Source organism: Aureimonas sp. AU4 (genome assembly GCF_001463765.1).
Lineage (GTDB): Bacteria > Pseudomonadota > Alphaproteobacteria > Rhizobiales > Rhizobiaceae > Aureimonas.
Window position 1 is genome coordinate 46013 of record NZ_BBWK01000042.1, and the last position, 21425, is coordinate 67437.

Annotated in this window: 20 protein-coding genes; 11 read left to right on the forward strand and 9 right to left on the reverse strand. The window is 68.9% G+C overall.

All coding sequences use genetic code 11. The features are described 5' to 3' along the window. Positions 1-354 precede the first annotated feature (354 nt). The gene (locus tag AUL35_RS13165) at positions 355-2712 is read right to left on the reverse strand and encodes a bifunctional diguanylate cyclase/phosphodiesterase (RefSeq protein WP_062015489.1); all 2358 of its coding nucleotides are present in this window, start codon (positions 2710-2712) and stop codon (positions 355-357) included. Between the two features lie 206 nt (positions 2713-2918). On the opposite strand from AUL35_RS13165, the gene AUL35_RS13170 reads away from it, so the two are divergent. Beyond that, positions 2919-3725 carry a transporter substrate-binding domain-containing protein gene (locus AUL35_RS13170; RefSeq protein WP_062015491.1) on the forward strand — a complete coding sequence of 269 codons (807 nt, stop codon included), beginning with the start codon at positions 2919-2921 and terminating at the stop codon, positions 3723-3725. 500 nt (positions 3726-4225) lie between these two features. On the opposite strand, the gene abc-f is transcribed toward AUL35_RS13170, so the two are convergent. Both abc-f and AUL35_RS13180 read right to left on the reverse strand, forming a co-directional pair. Continuing rightward, positions 4226-5848, reverse strand: a complete 1623-nt coding sequence (gene abc-f, locus AUL35_RS13175; RefSeq protein WP_062015493.1) for a ribosomal protection-like ABC-F family protein — start codon at positions 5846-5848, stop codon at positions 4226-4228. A gap of 406 nt (positions 5849-6254) precedes the next feature. Further along, entirely contained in the window at positions 6255-7160 is a 906-nt protein-coding gene (locus tag AUL35_RS13180) for a LysR family transcriptional regulator (protein WP_062015495.1), read from the reverse strand. Positions 7161-7279: 119 nt separating this feature from the next. On the opposite strand from AUL35_RS13180, the gene AUL35_RS13185 reads away from it, so the two are divergent. Continuing rightward, positions 7280-7969, forward strand: a complete 690-nt coding sequence (locus AUL35_RS13185; protein WP_062015497.1) for a type 1 glutamine amidotransferase domain-containing protein — start codon at positions 7280-7282, stop codon at positions 7967-7969. Between the two features lie 95 nt (positions 7970-8064). Here AUL35_RS13185 and AUL35_RS13190 read toward each other — a convergent pair whose 3' ends face one another. Beyond that, positions 8065-8787: an SDR family oxidoreductase gene (locus AUL35_RS13190; RefSeq protein ID WP_062015499.1), complete on the reverse strand. Its 723-nt coding sequence runs from the start codon at positions 8785-8787 to the stop codon at positions 8065-8067. Positions 8788-8912: 125 nt separating this feature from the next. Here AUL35_RS13190 and AUL35_RS13195 point away from each other — a divergent pair, with 125 nt between their 5' ends. Then, a complete protein-coding gene (locus tag AUL35_RS13195) occupies positions 8913-9809 on the forward strand; it encodes a LysR family transcriptional regulator (RefSeq protein WP_306304374.1) in 897 nt (298 codons plus the stop codon). A 137-nt stretch (positions 9810-9946) separates the two neighbouring features. Here AUL35_RS13195 and AUL35_RS13200 read toward each other — a convergent pair whose 3' ends face one another. Continuing rightward, a complete protein-coding gene (locus AUL35_RS13200; RefSeq protein WP_062015546.1) occupies positions 9947-10243 on the reverse strand; it encodes a DUF3572 domain-containing protein in 297 nt (98 codons plus the stop codon). A gap of 301 nt (positions 10244-10544) precedes the next feature. Here AUL35_RS13200 and AUL35_RS13205 point away from each other — a divergent pair, with 301 nt between their 5' ends. The 4 genes from AUL35_RS13205 to AUL35_RS13220 all read left to right on the forward strand — a co-directional run bounded on the left by AUL35_RS13205 (position 10545) and on the right by AUL35_RS13220 (position 14022). Further along, entirely contained in the window at positions 10545-11210 is a 666-nt protein-coding gene (locus AUL35_RS13205; protein ID WP_062015503.1) for a DUF2161 domain-containing phosphodiesterase, read from the forward strand. Positions 11211-11257: 47 nt separating this feature from the next. Beyond that, a complete protein-coding gene (locus AUL35_RS13210) occupies positions 11258-12091 on the forward strand; it encodes a lytic transglycosylase domain-containing protein (protein ID WP_192847094.1) in 834 nt (277 codons plus the stop codon). Between the two features lie 100 nt (positions 12092-12191). Then, positions 12192-12629: a pyridoxamine 5'-phosphate oxidase family protein gene (locus AUL35_RS13215; protein WP_062015507.1), complete on the forward strand. Its 438-nt coding sequence runs from the start codon at positions 12192-12194 to the stop codon at positions 12627-12629. Positions 12630-12885: 256 nt separating this feature from the next. Then, the gene (locus AUL35_RS13220) at positions 12886-14022 is read left to right on the forward strand and encodes a diguanylate cyclase (protein ID WP_062015509.1); all 1137 of its coding nucleotides are present in this window, start codon (positions 12886-12888) and stop codon (positions 14020-14022) included. A gap of 45 nt (positions 14023-14067) precedes the next feature. Here AUL35_RS13220 and AUL35_RS13225 read toward each other — a convergent pair whose 3' ends face one another. Next, on the reverse strand, positions 14068-14586 hold the full coding sequence (locus tag AUL35_RS13225; RefSeq protein WP_062015511.1) for a DUF3597 domain-containing protein: 519 nt from the start codon (positions 14584-14586) through the stop codon (positions 14068-14070). 171 nt (positions 14587-14757) lie between these two features. Between AUL35_RS13225 and AUL35_RS13230 the strand changes: the two genes are divergently transcribed. The 3 genes from AUL35_RS13230 (at position 14758) to AUL35_RS13235 (ending at position 16188) form a co-directional block, all read left to right on the forward strand. Continuing rightward, a complete protein-coding gene (locus AUL35_RS13230; protein ID WP_062015513.1) occupies positions 14758-15639 on the forward strand; it encodes an aldose 1-epimerase family protein in 882 nt (293 codons plus the stop codon). A 77-nt stretch (positions 15640-15716) separates the two neighbouring features. Further along, entirely contained in the window at positions 15717-15869 is a 153-nt protein-coding gene (locus AUL35_RS22175; protein WP_156417983.1) for a hypothetical protein, read from the forward strand. A 127-nt stretch (positions 15870-15996) separates the two neighbouring features. After that, entirely contained in the window at positions 15997-16188 is a 192-nt protein-coding gene (locus tag AUL35_RS13235; RefSeq protein ID WP_156417984.1) for a hypothetical protein, read from the forward strand. Positions 16189-16333: 145 nt separating this feature from the next. On the opposite strand, the gene AUL35_RS13240 is transcribed toward AUL35_RS13235, so the two are convergent. From AUL35_RS13240 to AUL35_RS13250, 3 genes are all read right to left on the reverse strand, one after another. Next, on the reverse strand, positions 16334-16876 hold the full coding sequence (locus AUL35_RS13240) for a MucR family transcriptional regulator (protein ID WP_062015517.1): 543 nt from the start codon (positions 16874-16876) through the stop codon (positions 16334-16336). Positions 16877-17045: 169 nt separating this feature from the next. Beyond that, entirely contained in the window at positions 17046-18797 is a 1752-nt protein-coding gene (gene ggt / locus AUL35_RS13245) for a gamma-glutamyltransferase (protein WP_062015519.1), read from the reverse strand. An 82-nt stretch (positions 18798-18879) separates the two neighbouring features. Then, complete coding sequence (locus tag AUL35_RS13250; protein WP_062015521.1) at positions 18880-19905, reverse strand: M23 family metallopeptidase; 1026 nt, start codon at positions 19903-19905, stop codon at positions 18880-18882. A 151-nt stretch (positions 19906-20056) separates the two neighbouring features. On the opposite strand from AUL35_RS13250, the gene pncB reads away from it, so the two are divergent. Then, entirely contained in the window at positions 20057-21361 is a 1305-nt protein-coding gene (gene pncB, locus AUL35_RS13255) for a nicotinate phosphoribosyltransferase (RefSeq protein ID WP_062015523.1), read from the forward strand. Positions 21362-21425: the final 64 nt, after the last annotated feature.

Below are 21425 nucleotides of genomic sequence, written 5' to 3' on the forward strand. Positions count from 1 at the left end.
GGGCCGGGTCCGGGCGGATTCCGGCCCGACCAGACCATCGGCTGATCGCGCAATGCGGTCGGCCATCCCCAATCTGCACGAAAGCGGACCGCCAAGGAGCAGGCCACCGACACGGGCCCGTGATCTGGTTCCAGACTCGGTGAGGCAAGGCGGCGAAGCGACCTGTTCGGCTGACGGACGAGCCCGGGGAAGCGGCTAGAAGCCACGGCCGGCTCCGGGTGGATGACCCGCGACCGCTGCCCGACCGTCGTCCTCTGCGCCATCGCCCTCGCAGCCACCGTCCTGTTCCGGCCATGACCGATGGGGTCCGCCCCGGCTGGGTCTGCCGTAAGCTGCCTGTCGTGACCGAAGGCGCTAGGCGGCCGGGATGTGGATTTGAGGTCCGATCAGCCTGTCGCAACCCGGCGCATCCTCCGACAGCCGGATTTCCTCGATCGGCACGGGGGTCGAGAACAGGTAGCCCTGAAGATCGGTACAACCAAGCGCCACGAGAAAGTCGCGTTGAGCTTGCGTCTCGACGCCTTCGGCGGTGACGGCGATGCCGAGGTTGCGGCCGAGACCGACGAGAGCTCCCACGATCGCTGCGCCGTGGGCCTTGGTGCCCAGAAGCGTCACGAAGGAGCGGTCGATCTTGATCCGGTCCACGCCGAGATGGATCACGTCGCTCAACGACGAAAACCCCATACCGAAGTCGTCGAGGGCGATCCGAACCCCTTCGGCACGCAGACGTGCCAAACCGGCTTCAGCCGCCTGATCGACATTGATGAAGGCCGCTTCCGTCAACTCCAGTTCAAGACGCGGGGGCGTCAGGCCCGTATCGCAAAGAATGGCCAGAACATCGTCTGCAAAACCCGACCGGCGTAGCTGGTGAGGCGAGACGTTCACGGCCACGAACGTTGCGGGGTCCCAGCAAACGGCCGCGCGACAGGCCTCGCGCAGAACCCAAAGTCCGAGCTGATCGATGAGGCCACCGTCTTCGGCAACCGGAATGAAGCTGTCCGGGAACAGAAGCCCGCGGTCGCCGTGGCGCCAGCGCACCAAAGCCTCGGCACCGGAGGTTGCGTACTCGTCTCTGGCCCGATGTATCGTCTGGAAGTGAAGTTCGAGCGTTCCGACAGGCCCTGAAGAGGCGATCGAGGGCAGGCGGCCGGCTGGATCGTCCAAGCCGGCCAGTACCGCACGCAGCTCGGTCCTCACGGTGTCCCGGTCGTGACGGCCGCCTTCCAGCGATGGTCCGAACGCGATCCATCGCCCCCGACCGCGCGCCTTCGCCTCATACAGGGCGATATCCGCATGACGCATGGCGTCGTCGGCGCTTCGTCCGGCATCCGGAACGGCCACCACGCCGATGGAGCCGCTGATGTGAGCGACCGTTGCGGCCGTCGTGAGATCGAACGGGCGAGCCAGCACGTCGATAAGACCACGACAAATCGTGCCGATCACCTCGTCGTCGTCGCCCACGTCGGGAAGAAGAAGAGCGAACTCGTCACCACCGAGGCGGGCCAACGTATCTTGCGGACGCAGAAGAGTGAGCATTCGGTCCGCAGCCGACCGGATCAGTTCGTCGCCGGCGGCGTGGCCGAACGTGTCGTTGACCGCCTTGAACCGGTCGAGGTCGATCAGCGCGACCGCAGTGCGCTTGCCGCCCGGGGCTTCCTGCGCAAGACAGCTCTCGAGACGCTCGGCGAAGAGGGCACGGTTCGGAAGCTTGGTCAGAACATCGTGAAGCGCCAGATGCCGGGCCTGATACTCGCTCGAACGCAACTCGATCAGGCTACCGCGCAACCGCATCAAAAGCGTGCCGAACAGAACGGCGATCACGATGGCCGCGAGTGAGAGAGCGGGCGCGAGGCGCCCGATGACACGGGAGCCCGGCAGGTCGGGGGTCCACACGATGAAGCCGATCGGCTCGCCCGTGGTGGTGCTGTCGATCTGGAACGCGACCTCGCTTTCCTCGGGGTCGGCAGCGCGCGCGTAGCGGGCTCCGTTCAGTCCCTGTTCGCGGCTCAGGGCATCCAGCGCGGTTCCGTCGAGGAAGCGGATGGTGATCAGGTATCGCGTTTGGGACGGCACGGGCTCTCCGCCGGTTGTCCCACCCTCGTCAAACGCGCCGATCGCAGCCACCCCGACGATGGTTGCGCGCCCTTCCAGGCGTAGCAGCTCGGCGATCGCGGCGGGAGGCGAAGCTGCGCCACCCGACGTTCGATGCGGGCGTTGCAGGCGCGGATCGTTCAGAAGAGGCCGCAGAAGCGACCTCTTCCAGTTGAACCCTTTTCGCGTCTCGGCGTCAGCGTCCATGGCAAGCTGACCGTACCCATCGACGATGAAGGCCTGGTCGTATCTGAAGAAGGCCGTGGCAACGCGCGTCATGGTGGTTGCGGTGAGGGTGCGCGACGGGTCCGCCTCGGCTGGGCTCGCGCCGACCTGTGACCAGGCACCTTCGATCTCCCGGACGGGCTGCGTCAGGGCCATGTAGCCCGCACCGATCTGTCCGACGATCTGGGCAGCCTGCTCGACCTGGTCGTGCAGGCGCTCGGTCATCAGCTGCCGCTGGCGCTCAAGTGCTGCAGCATCGCTTTCCGTGCCTGCCCAGAGGCCTGCCAGGACGACCAAGCCCAACGTCCCCACACCACTGGCGGCAATCAGAAAGAGAAGCCAGCCGGAGGGGGCTTGCATCCGCTTGCGGGCCAGGCGGCCGATGATCGGGATCATGCGCAACTGTTTGCTCCGCAAGGATGCGAGAACCATCCCCCCAAACGATTGCAGAAGTGTTGTCATCCATAACCGTCTCTTGCGCGAGATCCCGCTGCCGACCCGGATGAATTTCACGCTGAATTAAGAGGGGGCAAAGTAGCTTGCAGCAATCCATCGAAGATCGATTTCCAGCGGACGAAGCTCAACGAAAAAGGCGAGCCGACATGTTTCTTGGCAGGAAGATATCGCGCGTCGCGCAGGCGCTCGTGATTGCCGGCGTTTCGCTGATCCTTTCGGCGCAACAGTCCGTCAGGGCCGCTGATGAGGGCATGACCGTCAAGGTCGCGGTGGAAGGAGGGTTTCCCCCGTTCAACTACCTTGACGCGCAAGGCAAGCTGCAAGGTTTCGACGTCGATATTGCCAACGCTCTGTGCGATACCGCGCGCCTTTCGTGCGAATTCGTGGTTCAGAAGTGGCAGGACATGATCCCCGACCTCCTGGGGAAACGGTACGATCTCATCGTCTCGTCCATGTCCATGAGCGCCGAGCGCCGTCAGACCGTGGCCTTCACCGACACATACTACAACAGCCCCTCCGTATTCGTCGTCCGCAAGGACTCGAAGCTCACTCAGATCGATTCCGAAACGCTCAAAGGCGTCACCCTCGGGGTAACGAGCACCACCGCGCAGGAGGCCTTCGCCGACAGGCATTATCGCCCTGCCACCCCGATCACGGTGTTTCCCACATCCCCGGACCTCTACACCGGACTGGCGGACGGCAGCGTCGATGTCATCCTGGAGGACAAGCTTGCCATCTACGATTGGCTGACCAACACCAAGGCTGGGCAATGCTGCGAGTTCAGGGGGGATGACATATTGGATCCGACCTTCTTCGGAGAAGGCGCCGGGATCGCGATGCGTCCCGCGGACGATGACCTGCGGCTGCGCCTCAACAAGGCCTTGGCCGAGATCAAGACGGACGGAACCTACGACATGATCAACGCCAAGTACTTCCCCTTCAGTATTCGGTAGGCGATCACATGTCCGCTCCGTCGCCGCATCAGCCCCGATCGATGCAACGGGCCAAGACGCGGCGAGACGGTCCCCACGCCAGGCAAACCCAGACGACGGCAGCTTCCGGACCGGCGCGGTCAAGCATATCGGCGTTCGCCCGGTGATGACGCATGGACTCAATGGGGCTGAGCCGAAGCCCCGCCCGTGCCGGAACCTTGGGCGGGGAGCCGTGCCGTAGGAGCGAACCATGGCGAGCGCCCTGCAGGGAAATGCCCTCGGGTGGCGAGCGAGAGCGAATACCGGCCATGGCCCGGCAGCCGATGGTGACGTTTCAGGTCACGAGCTGAACCAAGGCGAACCTTCGTCTTCCAATCCTCGACCGGTCCAAGTTTCTTGCGGATCGTTGTTGAAGAGCGGGGACCCACCGGGTCGCATGACGACGAACCCACGGCGTCTGTTCAGCTGCGACCAACAGGTGTGCCGCCGGGAAAAGTGACTCGATCGGAGCCGCGAGGGGATCAGTTGCGCAGTCCCGGCGCTTCCTGGCCCGTACGCTCGACATATTCGGAGTATCCGCCGCCGTAGAGATGCGGGCCTTCCGGCGTCAGCTCCAGAACGCGGTTGGATAGCGCCGCCAGGAAATGGCGGTCATGGCTGACGAAGAGCATGGCGCCCTCGAAGCGCGACAGCGCCTCGACCAGCATCTGCTTGGTGGCGATGTCGAGATGGTTGGTAGGCTCGTCGAGGACGAGGAAGTTCGGCGGATCGAACAGCATCTGCGCCATGACCAGCCGGGCCTTCTCGCCGCCCGAAAGCACGCGGCATTTCTTCTCGACCTCGTCCCCCGAAAAGCCGAAGCACCCGGCGAGCGCGCGCAAGGGAGCCTGACCCGCCAGCGGAAAGCTGTTTTCCAGCGACTGCAGCACCGTGTGCTCGCCGTCGAGCACCTCCATCGAATGCTGGGCGAAATAGCCCATCTTGACGCTCGGACCCCGCGTCACCGTGCCTGAGTCGGGCTCCGAGGCGCCGGCGATCAGCTTGAGCAGCGTCGACTTGCCCGCGCCGTTGACGCCCATGACGCACCAGCGCTCGCGCCGGCGCACCTGGAAGTCGAGGGCATCGTAGATGGTGCGGGTCCCGTAGCGCTTGTGGACGCCCTTGACGGTGGCCACGTCCTCGCCCGAGCGCGGTGCCGGCAGGAAGTCGAAGCGCACCGTCTGCTGGCGCTTGGGCGGCTCGACGCGCTCGATCTTGTCGAGCTTCTTGACGCGGCTCTGTACCTGCGCGGCATGGCTGGCGCGTGCCTTGAAACGCTCGATGAAGGCGATCTCCTTGGCCAGCATCGCCTGCTGGCGTTCGAACTGCGCCTGCTGCTGCAGCTCTGCGACGGCGCGCTGCTGCCGATAGAACTCGTAAGTGCCGGAATAGGAGGTCAGCGCGCCGCCGTCGATCTCGATGATCTTGGTCACGATGCGGTTCATGAACTCGCGATCGTGGGATGTCATGAGGACGGCGCCGTCGAAGCCCTTGAGGAAGCCTTCGAGCCAGATCAGGCTTTCGATGTCGAGATGGTTCGAGGGCTCGTCGAGGAGCATGATGTCGGGGCGCATGAGCAGGATCTTGGCGAGCGCCACGCGCATCTTCCAGCCGCCCGACAGCTTGCCGACATCGCCGTCCATCATCGCCTGGCTGAAGCCGAGACCGTCCAGCACCTCGCGGGCGCGACCGTCCAGGGCATAGCCGTCGAGTTCGTCGAAGCGGCCCTGCACCTCGCCGTAGCGGGTGATGATCTCGTCCATCTCGTCGGCGCGGGCCGGGTCGGCCATGGCCGCCTCCAGCTCCGCCATCTCGACCGCCAACGCACTGACCGGCCCGACGCCGTCCATCACCTCGACCACGGCGCTGCGGCCTGCCATGTCGCCGACATCCTGGCTGAAGTAGCCGATCCGCACGCCGCGATCGACCGAGACCTGACCCTCGTCCGGCAGTTCCTGGCCGGTGATCATGCGAAACAGCGTCGTCTTGCCCGCGCCGTTGGGTCCGACGAGACCGATCTTCTCGCCGCGCTGGAGGGCCGCCGACGCCTCGACGAAGACGATCTGCTTGCCGTTCTGCTTGCCGATGTTCTCGAAGCGGATCATGCGGAATTTCCAGGTCGGTCGGGAAGGAAGACGCCTCAAACCATCCCGCTCGATCCCGCGCAAGGTCCGCCGCAACACACGGTCCGCTTTGCCGGCCGTTGCAAACCACCTCCCTTTTCCGCGTCGTCCCGGTCCGAAACCGACCGACGGACCCGAAGGGCGATGGGCCGAAAACAGCTGGACTGGTATCGAATGGAACGCGCGAAGAGCCGTGGTTCCGCGCAGGACACGAGACTGTGGCCAAGTCGGCTGTCGCCGGCGCCAGGGCATTGCCTTCCGGCACGAAGAGCCGGTCTGGCGGGCCGAGGAAGGCGCGCCGGCGACCTTCGCACAGCCGCTCGGCCGTACCGTCCGCATCAGGTCCCGCCTGTCGTCCGCGGGAACCGGACGCTTCATCAAGCCCGGGCTAAGCGGCCGCCAGTTCCCCGGCCAGCGCCGCGACGGTCGCGCGAAGCCATCGATGGGCCGGATCGTTTCGGTAGCGGACATGCCAGCCCAGCTCGACCGGAAACGTGCCGAGATCGACGGGCGCGGGAAGGACCTTCAGCCTCGGGTCGGCCAGGAGATGCCGACAGACCAGGAGCGGCAGCGTCGCGCAGTAGTCCGACACGGCGACGATCTCGGGAACGGCGAGGAAGTGGGTGACCGAGACCGCGACCTCACGCTTGAGGCCCTTGCGCTCCAGCGCCTGGAACAGGCCCGCCCGCATCCGGCCGGGCGGCAGCACGTTGACGTGGTGGAGGCTCTCGAAGAGTTCCTGCGTCAGCACGCTGCCGACGCGAGGGTGGTCGGCCCGCACGACGCAGCCCAGCCCGTCGTCCATCAGGTGCTGGACGACGAGGCTGTCGGGCGGCTGCACGATCCGGCCGAGCACCATCGCCGTGTCGCCCGACACCGCGCCGGTCTCGCCGAGGTCGTTGCCGAACGGGACGAGGCGCAGCCGAATGCCCGGCGCGGCCCTGCGGAGTCTTGCGACCAGCTTCGGCATCAGGACGAACTCGACGTAGCTGTTCGGCGCGATGGTGATGACCCGCTCCGCGGTCGCCGGGTCGAAGTTTTGCTGGCTTCGTATGGCCTCCTCGATGGCCGAGAGCGAGGAGGCGATCACCGGCAGGAGATCCAGTGCGGCCGGGGTCGGCCTCATCCCGTACCGTTCGCGCACGAACAGCGGATCGCCGATAGCGGCGCGGAGCCTGTTCAACGCGTTCGACAGCGCAGGCTGCGTCATCCCGAGCCGCCCGGCCGCGCGCGTGACGTTGCGCTCCTCCATGAGGGCGACGAAGACGGGAAGGAGGTTGAGGTCGTAGCGCACCCAGTCATGCTGCTACAGGAATATCTGAAATTTCAAAGATAAATTGGCGCAATGGGCGGCGGGAAGCGAGTGTGGGGCATCGGCGGCGCGGACCGCACGCCCCTTCGAGGAGACACGACATGAAGATCCTGATGGTTCTCACCTCGCACGACCGGCTCGGCGACACCGGTCGCAAGACGGGGTTCTGGCTCGAGGAGCTTGCCGCGCCCTACTACGTCTTCAAGGACGCGGGGGCGCAGATCACCCTCGCCTCGCCGGCCGGCGGCCAGCCGCCGCTCGACCCCAAGAGCAACGAGCCCGACACCCAGACCGACGCCACGCGCCGCTTCGAGGCGGACCACGAGGCGACCGCCCAGCTCGCCGCGACCCAGAAGCTGGACACCGTGCGCCAGGATAGCTTCGACGCCGTGTTCTATCCCGGCGGCCACGGCCCGCTCTGGGACCTCGCGGAAGACCGGGGCTCCATCGGCCTGATCGAGGCCTTCGTCGCGGCGAACAAGCCGGTCGCCCTCGTGTGCCATGCGCCGGGCGTCCTGCGCCATGTGAAGACGCCGGCGGGACGTCCGCTCGTCGAGGGCAAGCGGGTCACGGGATTTTCCAACGGCGAGGAAGAGGCCGTCGGGCTCACCGACATCGTGCCCTTCCTTGTCGAGGACGAGCTGGTCGCCAAGGGCGGTCGTTACGAGAAGGGCCCCGACTGGGGCGAGTTCGTTCTGACCGACGGCCTCCTGATCACCGGCCAGAACCCCGGCTCGTCCGCGCTCGCCGCCCGCGAACTCGTCGCGCGCCTGTCGGCACGAGCCGTCTAGCCGGACCCGGCCTTCGTCGCCGTCCGGGCCGGCGACGAAGGCCCTATCGAGACGCTCGCCCGATCAACCCCGGATCGGCGGAACCATCGGGTCTTTCACCAGGGAACCTCCGTCTCTTCGAAGAAGAACTTGCCCGTGGGCCCCGACGGCCCGAGCGTCGCCAGCCAGGCGATGCCGGCCGCCGCCTGCTCCACGGTGCGATAGCCGGAATGGTTGTTGAAGTCCGTCGCCGTGTAGCCGGGATCGGCTGCGTTGACGGGGATGCCGTCGTTCCCCAGCGCCTTGGCGAGCGAGAGCGTCACGGCGTTGAGGGCGGTCTTCGAGGAATTGTAGCCGAGGATGTTCACCCCGTAGAACTGGTTGGCCGGGTCCGACAACCAGCCGAGCGAACCGAGCCCGCTGCTGACCATGACGACGCTGGCGGCCTCGGTGGCCTTCAACAGGGGCAGGAAGGCCTGCGTCACCCGGATCGGTCCGAACACGTTGGTTTCGTAGACGGCGCGGACGTCGTCGACGGATTGCTTGGTCGGCGGGGAGGCCTCACCGGGAATGCCCGCATTGTTGATCAGGATGTCGAGACGACCGTCCGCTTGTCGGACGCGATCCGCGGCGGCCTGGACGCTTCGGTCGCTGGTCACGTCGATCTTCAGCGCGCGAACATCGACGCCCTCCGACGCCAGGTTCTCCGCAGCCTGCCTGCCGCGATCCTCGTCGCGGCTGCCGAGCCAGATCCGGTAGCCCGCATGGCCGAGCTGCCGCGCCGTCTCGAAGCCGATGCTCTTGTTGGCTCCGGTGATGAGGACTGTTCTGCCGAGCATGGGGGACATCTCCTGTCGCTCTTGTTGCGTCGATGGCAAGGAGATGCGCTGTCCGCCGCGGTTTGATAATCGTCCGGAACCCGAATACGGCGATCGCCATGGCGAACAATCCCGATCGACTCCCCTTGGATGACCTCTCGATCTTCGTGGCGGTCTGCGACGATCGGGGCTTTCGTGCCGCGGCCAGGCGGCTGGGCCTGTCGCCGGCAGGGGTCAGCGAGAGGATCGCCCTCCTCGAGAAGCGCCTGGGCGTTCCCCTCCTGATCCGGACGACGCGCAGCGTTTCGCCGACAGAGGCCGGCCACGCCCTGGCCGAGCGGGTGCGCCCGCTCCTCAACGAGACGCGGGTCGCGCTCCAGGATGCCGCGAGTTCACGGGCGGACGTGCGGGGACTCCTGAAGCTGAACGTCACGGGCGCGGTGATGGTCGACATCCTGCCGCCCCTCGTCGGTCGCTTCCTCGCCGCGCATCCGCAGGTCCGCGTCGAGCTCGTGGTGGATGACAGGCTCGTCGACGTGGTCGCGACCGGTTGCGACGCCGGGATCCGCTACGGCGAGCACATGGCGCAGGACATGATCGCGGTCCCGATCGGGCCGCCCGTCCAACGGCTGGCGCTGGCGGCCGCCCCGTCGTATCTGGCTGCCCGGGGCGCACCCTCACATCCCGCCGAACTGCCCGCGCACGACTGCATCCGCCTGCGCTTCTCGAGCGGCGCGATGGTGGAATGGGAGTTCGAGAAAGCGGGGGAGACGATCGTCGTCGACCCGCCGGGACGCCTGATCGTGGGCGTCGACGGCGCGGCATCGGCGATCGATCTGGCCTGCGACGGGCACGGTATCATCGCGACCTTCGAGAACTGGCTCGTCCCGGCGATGGACGCGGGCAGGCTCCAGCCCGTCCTGCCGGACTGGTGGATCCGGTTCCCCGGACCGCGCCTTTACTTCTCCAGCCGCTTCATGCCCGCCCCGCTCCGGGCGTTCGTCGACCTCGTCGCGTCCGGGAAACCCATCCCCGACCGATAAGGCCGGTCTGGCCGACTTTCCGAAGATCAAGGCGACTGCCGGATATGGAGCGTAAGCGGCGAGGCTGCCGCGATCACTCGGCGCCGAACGGGCTTCGACATACCGGTTGCCGCGCCTCACGCAGCTGGAACGTCCCATCACGGGGCCGGAGGACGGTCCAGCTTGTCGCGCGCGATCTGCACGATCTCGGGCTCGGTCGCACTGTTCTGGCAGAAGGCGATCAGCGTCGGCTCGTGGGCGAGCACGAAGTCGAGGACACCGACCAGGAAGCCGGGCTGCGCGGCGGCCGCGCGAATCTCGTCGGCCCGCAAGCCCGTCAGGTCCAGGAACCGCTCCAGGAGCTCCTGGTCGCTCGCGACGAAGCCGAGCGCGTCGATCGCGATGGCTTCGGCATCCACGGTCGGCGCCTTCCGCAGTTCACGCAGTTCCAGCATGGTGTCCACTCCTGTTTCGTTGAGTCTCGTGACTGGAACAAATACAGAACGACCGCCGATCCGCAAGATTCCGAAGCGTCCGGGAGGCTTCCGACCCCAACGGCGGGTGGATGGCCCGGACGGGTTGCCCGCCTTTTCATCGGGACGCTGCGGGAAACGTCGTCCGGCCGGCGTCCCGGCGCGGTCGCAGAGCCGGCCCCTGCGGCAGGGCGAAACGAGAAACGGCACGCGAACGATCCGCGGGTTATAGAAAGCCCCGAGGCCGCAGCGCCTCGACCCTTCATGCCATGCCCATGAGCCCATGACCGCATCCGCACGCCGACCGGAGACCGAACTCTACACGCCCGTCAAAGGCTTTCTCGAAGAGCTCGGCTTTGCCGTGAAGGGCGAGATCGGCGGCTGCGATCTGCTCGGCGTGCGCGAGGGCGATCCGCCGGTGCTCGTGGTCTGCGAGCTGAAGCAGAGCTTCAACCTCGAGCTCGTCCTGCAGGGCGTGGACCGGGCAGCCGCCAGCGACGAGATCTGGCTGGCGGCGCGCCTGTCGGCTCGCGGCAAGGGACGCGAGGGCGACGCGCGTTTCCGCAACCTGTGCCGCCGCCTCGGCTTCGGCCTGCTGGGCATCGATGCCGCCGACCGGGTCCATGTCCTTCTGACCCCGGTCGCACCGTCGCCACGCCGCGATCCCAAGCGCCGCTCGCGCCTTCTCGACGAGCACAGACGCCGACAGGGCGATCCGGTGGCGGGTGGCGGCTCGCGGGCACCGATCATGACGGCCTACCGCCAGCAGGCCCTCTTGTGCGCCCGCGCGCTGGTGGACGGGTCCAGGCGACCGCGCGATCTGAAGGCCACCGTTCCGACCGCGTCGGCGATCCTGCGCCGAAACGTCTATGGCTGGTTCGAACGCACCGCGCACGGCGTCTACGGCCTGACGCCGGCGGGGCAGGAGGCGCTTCGACGATGGCCATAGCGGGACCGGATCGCGTGCTCGAAGGCGGAAAGAAGGGGAGGGGCACGATGGTCCATCGGCTGGCGGTCGCGCTTGCCCTAATGCTGGCGGCGGCATCCTGTTTGCCTGCTCGGGCCGAGGAAACGTCGCGGTCCGTCGTCTGCGGCATCGTCGATCGTGCCGCCACGGCGCATGCGCTGCCTTCATCCTTCCTCACCCGCCTCATCTGGCGCGAAAGCAGCTTCCGCACCGAGGTGCGCAGCCGCGTGGGCGCGCAGGGCATCGCCCAGTTCATGCCGTCGACGGCTCGCGAGCGCGGCCTTGCCGATCCGTTCGACCCCGAGGCCGCGATCCCGGCCTCGGCCGCCTATCTGTCCGAACTGCGAACCCGTTTCGGTAGTCTCGATCTGGCGGCGGCGGCCTACAATGCCGGTCCCGGGCGCGTCGCGAGGTGGCTGGACAGCGAGGACGCCCTGCCCGACGAGACGATCGCCCATGTCCGCTTCATCACCGGAGGGATGCTCGACCGGCGCCCCGGCACCGCACCGACGCCGGGGGGCCGCGAAGAGGACACGCGCGACTGCCTGACGACGCTCGCCTCCATCGCACGCGTGCCCGGGCCGGGCGGCGAGGTGCTGGCGCGCGTCATCGCGCCCTGGGGCGTGCAACTGATCGCTGGGCCGAACAAGGAGCAGGCGCTTCGGCAATACCGGGCGCTGCAGGTCCGCTTCGGGCGCGTTCTGGCCGATCAGCAACCCACCATCCTCACCACGCGCCTCGGGGGGCGCGGCCAGCGTTCCTATTATCGCATCCGGGTCGCCTTCGACCAACGCTCGCAGGCGGACGGCCTCTGCCGCCGGCTGCGGCAGGCGGGAGGGTCGTGCCTGTCCACGCGCAACTAGCGCGCGGTCTCGACCTGCGAAGCGCCGGGATTTCGGCGGGCTTCGGGAGCGCCGCGCCATCGTGCGCGTTGTCGTGGCGCAACCCAAAGGAGACGACCCGATGGCCGACATGACCATGAAAGACCTGTCCGACGCGATGGGCGACATCGACTTCTGCATGCTCTCGACGAAGACCGAGGGCGGCGAGATCGCGGCGCGCCCGATGTCGAACAACGGCGAGGTCGCCTTCGAGGGCACGAGCTGGTTCTTCTCCTACGAGCAGGCCAGGACGATCGGCGACATCGAGCGCGATCCGAAGGTGGGCCTCGGCTTCCAGGGCAGGAAGGGCCTTCTCCGCAAGCCGCCGCTGTTCATCTCGGTCGAGGGGCACGCCAGGCTCATCCGCGACAAGGCGGCGTTCGAGGCGCACTGGACCAAGGATCTCGACTATTGGTTCAAGGACGGGATCGACACGCCGGGCGTCGTCCTGATCGAGGTGAAGGCCGAACGGATCCACTACTGGGACGGCCAGGACGAGGGCGAGGTCCCGGTTCGGTAGTCCAACGGGTTGTCGAGGCGAGCGGGGCGGATGGCGGCGAAACGCTGCGGCTTCGAAGGCAGCGCTTTCGGACGTCGTCCTGCTTTCCGCCTCGGCGGTTCCGATCCCGGCCAAGCCAGCGCCTGCAGGCCGCCAAGCCGGAACGGGCTGAATGTCAGTCCGGCCTGAAGGAGCCGCAACGCTTTCGAAATGGCGCGTGTCCTAGTCTGCGGTCCGGGCCGGGCGAGCGCGACCGGCCGCAGCGAGAGCGGTGACGATGGGCGAGGGCTTCGCCTGGACCATACCCCTGACCCAGTCGGGTTTCGGCATCCTGTTTCTGCTGGCGCGCCGCGCGGGCGCCGCGCCGGAGGCCGGGTGGTGGGGCGTCGCCTATCTCCTCACGGCCCTTGCCTTCGCCGTGCCGCTGCTCGAGCCCGTGCTTCCCATCCAGGTCGTGGCGATCGTGGCCGACACGGCCTTCGCGCTCGCCTTCTACCATTATGCCGGCGCGCTGCTCGCACGCTTCGGCCTGCCCCATTGGACGACCGCGCGCCTCGCGCTTCTCTGCGCCTCGATCGCAGCGCCCGCGGTCGCCGTGCTGTGGATCGGATCGCTGCGGGCCGAACTCGTCGCCTCCGACGTGACCTGCGCCCTGCAGGTGATCGTCGCCCTGTTGCGCATCCCCCTTTGGCCGAGACGCGGCCTCGACCGCGCGCTCGTCGCCTTGTCCTGGTGGACCGTCGCCGACAACCTCCTGCGCACCGCCAGCATTCCCCTCACGGCCGGGGACGCCACGTTCGAGACGTTCCTATCGACCGAATACGACACGCTGATGCAGGTGACCGCCCTTGTGACGGGCTTCGCCTTCGCGATCCTCGCGCTCGCAACGGTCGTGTCGGACGTCATCTCCGCACACCGGCAGGACGCGCTGGCCGACCCGCTGACCGGCCTACTCAACCGGCGCGGGCTCGAGGCGATCGCGGGGGAGGGTCGGGCCGGCCGGCCCGACAGCGTCGTGTGCTGCGACCTCGACCATTTCAAGCGCGTCAATGACAGCTGGGGCCACGAGGTCGGGGACAATGTCCTGACGGCCTTCGCCGACCTCGTGCGGCGCGTCCTGCCGAGGGGCGGCGTCGCCGCGCGCGTCGGCGGCGAGGAGTTCGTCCTCTACCTGCCCGGCCACTCGCTCAACGAGGCCGCGACGGTCGCGACGCGCCTGCGCGCGGCCATGATGGGGTACGACTGGACGGGCGAGGGGATGGAGGGTTGCCAGACCGCGAGCTTCGGCTTGGGCGTCCGCCTCGGCGAGGGGGCCGACGAGACGCTGGCGGCCGCGATCCGCCGCGCGGATGCCAGGCTCTACGAGGCCAAGCGCGGCGGCCGCGACCAGATCAGGGGCCAGCGGGCGGCCTGAGGGGGCCGCGCGCGTCGGCCCCCTTTCCCGCTGTCCGGCGGCGCGTCAGTCCCGCAGTTCGGCGGGCACCTGGCCGCCGTTCTCGGCCAGCTTGCGCATCAGCGCCTTCTGGAGCCAGACGTTCATGGCGGCGCTGTCGCCCGTGTCGCCGGTATAGCCGAGCTCCTGGGCCAGTTCCTTGCGCTCCGCGAGGCTGCTGTCGAGGCCGAGCGCCTTCATCGTGTCGACGATCGAATGGCGCCAGTCGAGGTGCTGGCCGCTGTCGCGCACGGCCTTGTCCATGATCGCGGCGACGTCGACGGGCGCGGAAGGCGTCGGTGAGGCGCTGGTGGAGGGCGCCTGGGAGGTCGGGGCGGCGGGAGCGGCACCGCTCGCGGAAGGAGCGGCGGGCGCCGGGCTTGCCGGCGCGGGGGCCGCTCCGGCAGGCGCGGTGCCCGTCACGGGCGGCACGCCCGGAGCGGTATTCTGGACCGGCGGCGCCGGCGGGGCTGCGGGCGCGGATGGTTGGGGCGCGGCCTCGGCCCGGTGAAAGATCGCGTCCCTGATCTTGGTGAAAATGCTCATCGCGGGGCCCTTCCGGTCATGGGTCGCCCGGCCGTCGCGGCCCGGGCATCCCCGGCAGAATGGTAAGCAGGGCCTGCATGTTCCCGTGCGGCGAGGCGTCGAGGCGGTCTCCCATGTCGCGCCGCCGCGATATGGCTTAAGAGGCGCGGCGTCAGACAAGGGACGGCATTCATGAGCGAACGGTTCACGATCGGAACGGCGGGCGTCTCGGCGCAGATCGATCCGGCGGGCGCGGAACTCGTCAGCCTGCGCGATGCGGGCGGCACGCAACTCCTCTGGCAGGGCGGCGCGCCCTGGCCCCGCCATGCGCCGGTGCTGTTTCCGATCGTCGGGCGGCTGGCCGGCGACACGCTGCGCCGCGAGGGACGCAGCTTTCGCCTCACGCAGCACGGCTTCGCGCGCGACCGGCGCTTCGAGCGCATCGAGGAGACGCCGACGCGCGTCGCCCTGCGCCTCGTCGACGACGACGAGACCCGTGCTCGGTTTCCGTTCCGCTTCACGCTCGACCAGATCTACGAGGTCGAGGGCGCGACGCTCACCGTGACCACCCGGGCTCTCAACTCGGGGCAGGATGTGCTTCCTTGCGGCGTCGGCGCTCATCCCGCCTTCCGCTGGCCGCTCGCCGACGGCGTCGCCAAGGAGGACCACGCCATCGTCTTCGGCGCCGAGGAGGCGGGCGAGGTCCTGAGCGTCGAGGGCGGCCTTCTCGGCCCGGCCCGGCCGCTGCCGCTGGAGGAGGGGCGCGTCCTCAGGCTCTCGGAGCCGCTCTTTGCCGCCGACGCGCTCGTCATGCCGGAGGTCGCGAGCCGCTCGCTGCGCTTCGTGGCTCTCGGGCGGGACGGCGCGCCGCTGCGCGAGCTCGCCTTCTCCTGGGAAGGCTACCGCGATCTCGGCCTCTGGTCGAAGCCCGAGGGCGCGCCGTTCCTGTGCATCGAGCCCTGGTACTCCATGGCGAGCCCCGTCGGCTGGGACGGCGAGTTCGCCGAAAAGCCCGGGCTCCTGCACCTTTCGCCCGGCGAGAGCCGCAGCCTGACATGGCGCGTGAGCGTTTGAGGGGAGCCGCCTCATAAAGGGGGCGCCTCAGCCCCGCGACAGCGCGCCGTGCAAGCCTGGAGGCGGGAGGACACGCCATGACATCGCCTGAACCGCATCCCTCGGCCGCCAAGGGCGACGCGAAGGGCACGCCCTTCGGCTTCGTCTCGCTGCAGGACCGCAAGCCGAGCGCCGTTCCCCCGATCCGTTGCGAGATCCGCGACCTTCTCGCCCAGCGCGGCAAGGGCTGACGGACCCGGCCCATCCGCCCGCCGCGTCGGGCGCTCACGGGGCGATCACGTCTTGGCGTGGTCGGCACCAATCGGGTGGGAGCGCGTTGAATCCTTCGTCAAACACGAGCCGATGGAAGGCGCGCCCATGTCCAACATTCCCGTCACGCCCGATCGCACGCCGCCCGACCTCGAGGCCGAGGAGGTCGCCGCCAAGCACGACATTCCCGTAGACGAGGCACGGGCGCGGGTGAAGGAGGGCGGCCACGAGCGCTCGGCCGTGGACGGCGCGGCCGAGGCCGGCAAGGACGACGCGCCGGACGACAACGCCGGCCGCTAGTCCGACATCTGCGACCTCGAGGGGTGCCGCCCGGCCTTGTGTTCGGCGCCCTGCGCATAGGCGCGAACGCGAAACGGCGACCCCGGGGCCGCCGCTTCAAAGAAACTGTCTGATGGTCCGGTGTCAGCCGGACGGTCGGGATCGATCAGGCCGCCTCGGCCTTGGCCTTGCGGCCGCCGCGACGCTTGGGTGCCGCCTTCTCCTCGGGCGCGGCCTCGGCGGCCTCCGCCACCTCGGGCTCGGCAGGCTCGACCATCTCGGCGGCCTCCGCGGCCGCGGAGGGCTTGCGGCCCAGGCCCATCTTGCGCGCCAGCTCCGAACGCTTGGCGGCATAGGCCGTGGCGACCATCGGGTAGTCGGCCGGCAGGCCCCACTTCTGGCGATAGGCTTCCGGCGTCAGTCCGAAGTCGGTCATCAGGTGACGCTTCAGCGACTTGAACTTCTTTCCGTCCTCGAGACAGATCAGATAGTCGGGCGTCGCCGACTTCTTGATCGGAACGGCTGGAACGAGCGCGGGTGCTTCGGCGGCGGGGGTCTGCGATGCAACCTGGAAGTTCAGGGCCTCGAAGACACTGCCGATCAGCGACGCCAGTTCATCGCGCGGCACGTGATTGTTGCTGACATAGGCAGCAACGATCTCCGCCGTATGCTGGCGGCGGGTGGCAACGTCATCCTGCGGGGCGTCCATCGGAGAAGCTTCCATTTGTTCTTTTCGTCCGGTTGATCGTTTCCGACTTAAGTGTTTTCAGCCAAACAGCAACGCATATCTGGAGGTAAGCGGAAAAAACTTCGCGTCACAGGATGAACAAGCGGCGCCGGAGCCCCGGATCGCCGCCTTACGCCGCGCAAGCTGGATGTCAGTAGCCGACTGCCGCGCCGGCCCGTGCGCGCGAATCGATCGCGCCGAAGAGATGGCGCTCGCCGGGCCCCGCCGGTTCGGCGTCAAGGCGCGGCGCGCCCACCAGGATCGCGGCCGCCTCGCCCCAGACCGGCCAGTCGGCGTCCTCCTCCACCCGGTGGCCCATCTCGCGCAACACGCGCTGCGTGTCGGGCGAGAGCGCGCGAGGCTCCAGCGCGATGCGGTCGGGGAGCCACTGGTGGTGGATGCGTGGCGCGTCCACCGCCTCCTGGACATCCATGCCGTATTCCACGACGTTGAGGAACGTCTCCACCACCGCCGTGATGATGCGCGAGCCGCCGGGCGTGCCGAGCACCATCAGGGGCCGGCCGTCCTTGAGGACGATCGTCGGGCTCATCGAGGAGAGCGGCGTCTTGCCCGGCGCGATCGCGTTGGCCTCGCCCTGCACGAGCCCGTAGAGGTTGGGCACGCCCGGCTTCATGGTGAAGTCGTCCATCTCGTTGTTGAGAAGGATGCCCGTGCCCGGCGCCACCACGCGCGCGCCGAACGAGCCGTTCAGCGTCGTCGTCACCGCCACCGCGTTGCCGGCCGCGTCGACGATCGAATAATGCGTCGTCTCGGCCTTCTCGCCCGAGACCGGCGCCAGCCCCTCGGAGACGCCCGCCCGCCGGTCGTCGATGCGCGCGCGGATCGCGCCGGCGTAGGCGTCCGAGGTCAGGCGCTCGACCGGGTTGCGGACGAAATCGGGGTCGCCGAGCTCCTGGTTGCGGTCGCGGAAGGCGAAGCGCATCGCCTCCGTCATCCAGTGGACGCCCTGGGCGGAGCCGTAGCCCGCGTCCTTCAGCGGGTAGGCCTCCACCGTGTTCAGGATCTGGCAGATCACCGTGCCGCCCGAGCTTGGCGGGGGCGCCGACAGGATCTCGAGCTCGCGGTAGCCGCAGCGCACGGGCTCCAGCTCGCGCGTCCGGTAGCGCTTGAAATCCTCCATCTCGAGGATGCCGCCGCCCTTTTGCGACCCTTCCACGATGCGCCGTGCCGCATCGCCCTCGTAGAAGGCGCTCGCGCCCCCGTCCGAGACGGCCTGGAGGACGGCAGCCAGATCCGGCTGCACGAGTCGGTCGCCCGCCTGCAGGGGAGAGCCGTTGGGGCGCACGTAGATGAGCCGCGCCGCCGGGTCCTTGGCGAGGTCCGCGCTCGCCTCCGCGAAGCTTTCCCCATCGCCCGGCGAAAGGGTGAAGCCGTCCCTGGCTAGGCGCAGCGCCGGCGCGATCAGCTCGGCGCGCCCCTTCGTGCCGAAGCGCTCGCGCGCCGTCTCCAGGCCCGAGACCGAGCCCGGCACGCCGGCCGCCAGCCACCCGTCGGTGGACAGGCCCGCGACCGGCTTGCCGTCGGGGCCGAGATACATGTCGCGCGAGGCGGCCTGCGGCGCGCGCTCGCGAAAGTCGAGAAAGCCCGTGCGCCCGTCCGCCATGCGAACGGTCATGAAGCCGCCGCCGCCGAGGTTGCCGGCGGTGGGATAGGTGACGGCGAGCGCGTAGCCGACCGCCACGGCCGCATCCACCGCGTTGCCGCCCTGGCGCAGGACCTCGACGCCGACCTCGGAGGCGAGGCGCTGCGCGGTCACCACCATGCCGTGGGCGGCCTCGACGGGCGCGGGCGAGGCGGCCAAGGCCGCAGGGGCGGCCGGCAGGATGACGAGCGCCGAGGCCAGAAGGCCGGACAGCGCGCGGGACGACAGGCGGATGGGCATGGGCATCTCCGGCGGATCGGTCGGGTGGAAACCGTACCGAGAGTGCGGCGCGCCGGGCGCTTTGTCACGCTGCGCTGCGTTTCTAGGGGGCGACCTCGACCGTCGCCTCGCGGCTGGCGACGGCGGCGCCGTCGCGCAGGACCTGCGTGCGCACGTGCCAGAGGCCGGGCCGCAGCGCCTGCCGCCGTCCGGCGAAGGCCGAATAGGCGGCCTTGGCGCCGGCGAGCGGCTCGGATTCCTGGGTCATGAAGATCGACCCGTCGGGGGCCGTGAGCTCGAGGCGGATGCGGTCGCCGCCCCGAACGTTCGCGAACCAGCCATAGGCGAGCGTCGCGGGGACGCCGGCGGCGGGGGCGGGCGGCGGGCCGTCGGTGACGAGCCGGTCGTAGTCGACCGGGGCGCCCGACAGGCCGGCGGCGAGGACGGCGGTGGGCGGGTGGGCGAGAAGCGCCCGGCGGGCCTCGGGCGAGAACCAGCTCGCCGCCATGGTCTCGTCCGCGCGGCAGCCCGAGCCGACGGGTCGCCCGCTCACCGGGTCGATCTTCCGGCCCCCCTGCCGCACCGAAAGATGGACGTGCGGAAACTCGGCCAGGCCCGAGGCGCCGACCTCGCCGAGCCTTTCGCCCGCCTCGACCCTCCGGCCCGCGCGAACCGCGACGCTGCCCTTGCGCAGGTGGCAGACCTGCGTCTCCACGCCCTCGCCGTGGTCGATCACCACGCCGTTGCCGCACTCGGTGCCCCGGATCGCGGCGCGCAACGCGGGCGTCGAGGCGAAGCGGTCCTCCATGCCGTCGCGCACGCCCCGCACGGTGCCGGCGGCCGGCGCGAGGACGGCCACGCCGCGCGCGACGTCGCGCATCGACAGGAGGCGGATGTCGAGCCCGTCGTGCCCGTCATAGGCCGCCGTGCCGCAGAACGGGTCGCTCGCGCCCGGCCCCGCGTCCATGTCCGGAAACTGCTGCACGAAGCAGTCCGTGCCGAGCGCGCACGCGACCGGGAGCGCAAGCGTCACGGGTGGGCGGGCGGGTGCGTCCTGCGCCCCGGCCGCGCTGAGCGCGAGAAGTCCTCGCGCCAGACCGCCCGCGATCCATGTCTCCGCCTGCCGCATCGTTTCGGTCCCTGTCCGCTTGCTCCCCGCCCAGCAACACCGCGAAGCGGGCGGTTTCGTGAGGGGTGCCCTGTCGCCCGCGCGCCGCATGGCTTAAGGGAACGATTCGGATGCCCCGCCTGGAGGGGCCGGCGCGCCGGAGGAACGGAGCATGGTCGCCACCGACATCGCCACGCGGGTGTGGAACCACACGTTCAAGCTGGACCCCATCGTCCGCTCGCTGCTCGACACGGACTTCTACAAGCTCCTGATGCTGCAGATGGTCTGGGGGCTGCACCGCGACACGGCGGTCACGTTCCGCATGATCAACCGCACGCGCACCGTGCGCGTCGCCGACGAGATCGACGAGGGAGAGCTGCGCGCCCAGCTCGACCATGCCCGCACCGTGCGCTTCACCAAGCGCGAGATGATCTGGCTGGCGGGCAACTCCTTCTACGGCTCGACGCAGATCTTCCGGCCGGCCTTCCTCCAGTGGCTGCGCGACTTCGAGCTGCCCCCTTACGAGCTGGAGAAGCGCGACGGGCAGTACGAGCTGATGTTCCGCGGCCCCTGGACCCACACGATGATGTGGGAGATCCCGGCGCTCGCCATCATCAACGAGCTGCGCTCGCGCGCCGCCATGCGCAACGCCGGCCGCTTCGAGCTCGACGTGCTCTATGCGCGCGCGAAAGCCAAGATGTGGGACAAGGTGGCCCGGCTCGACGCGCTGCCGAACCTGCGCATCACTGATTTCGGCACGCGTCGCCGCCACTCCTTCCTGTGGCAGCGCTGGTGCGTGGAGGCCCTGAAGGAGAAGCTCGGCGCCCGCTTCCTCGGCTCCTCCAACGTGCTTCTGGCCATGGAGGCCGACCTCGAGGCGATCGGCACCAACGCCCACGAGCTGCCCATGGTCTACGCGGCTCTCGCGCGTACCGACGAGGCGCTGCGCCAGGCGCCCTACGAGGTCCTGCGCGACTGGCAGGGCTGGTACGGCGGCAACCTTCTCGTGGTGCTGCCCGACACGTTCGGGACCGACGCCTTCCTGCGCCATGCGCCGCGCTGGGTGGCGGACTGGACGGGCTTTCGCCCCGACTCCGCCCCGCCGATCGAGGGCGGCGAGGCGATCATGCGCTGGTGGCGCGAGCAGGGGGTGGACCCGCGCGAGAAGCTGCTCGTCTTCTCCGACGGCATGGACGTCGATTCCATCGAAGAGACCTATCGCCACTTCGAGGGCCGCGTGCGGCTCAGCTTCGGCTGGGGCACCAACCTCACCAACGACTTCCGGGGCGTCGCGCCCGACGAGATCCCGAGCCTCCATCCGATCTCGCTGGTGTGCAAGGTGACAGAGGTGAACGGCCGCCCGGCCGTGAAGCTGTCCGACAACCCGGCCAAGGCGACCGGCACGCCGGCCGAGATCGAGCGCTATCGCCGGGTCTTCGGCTCGGCGGCAGATATTTCGCGCGAGGTCACGGTTTGAGGACCCTGTTTCTTCCGGCCGCCCTCGCGCTCGGGCACACAGCGCCTTAGCTAACCGCAACCGC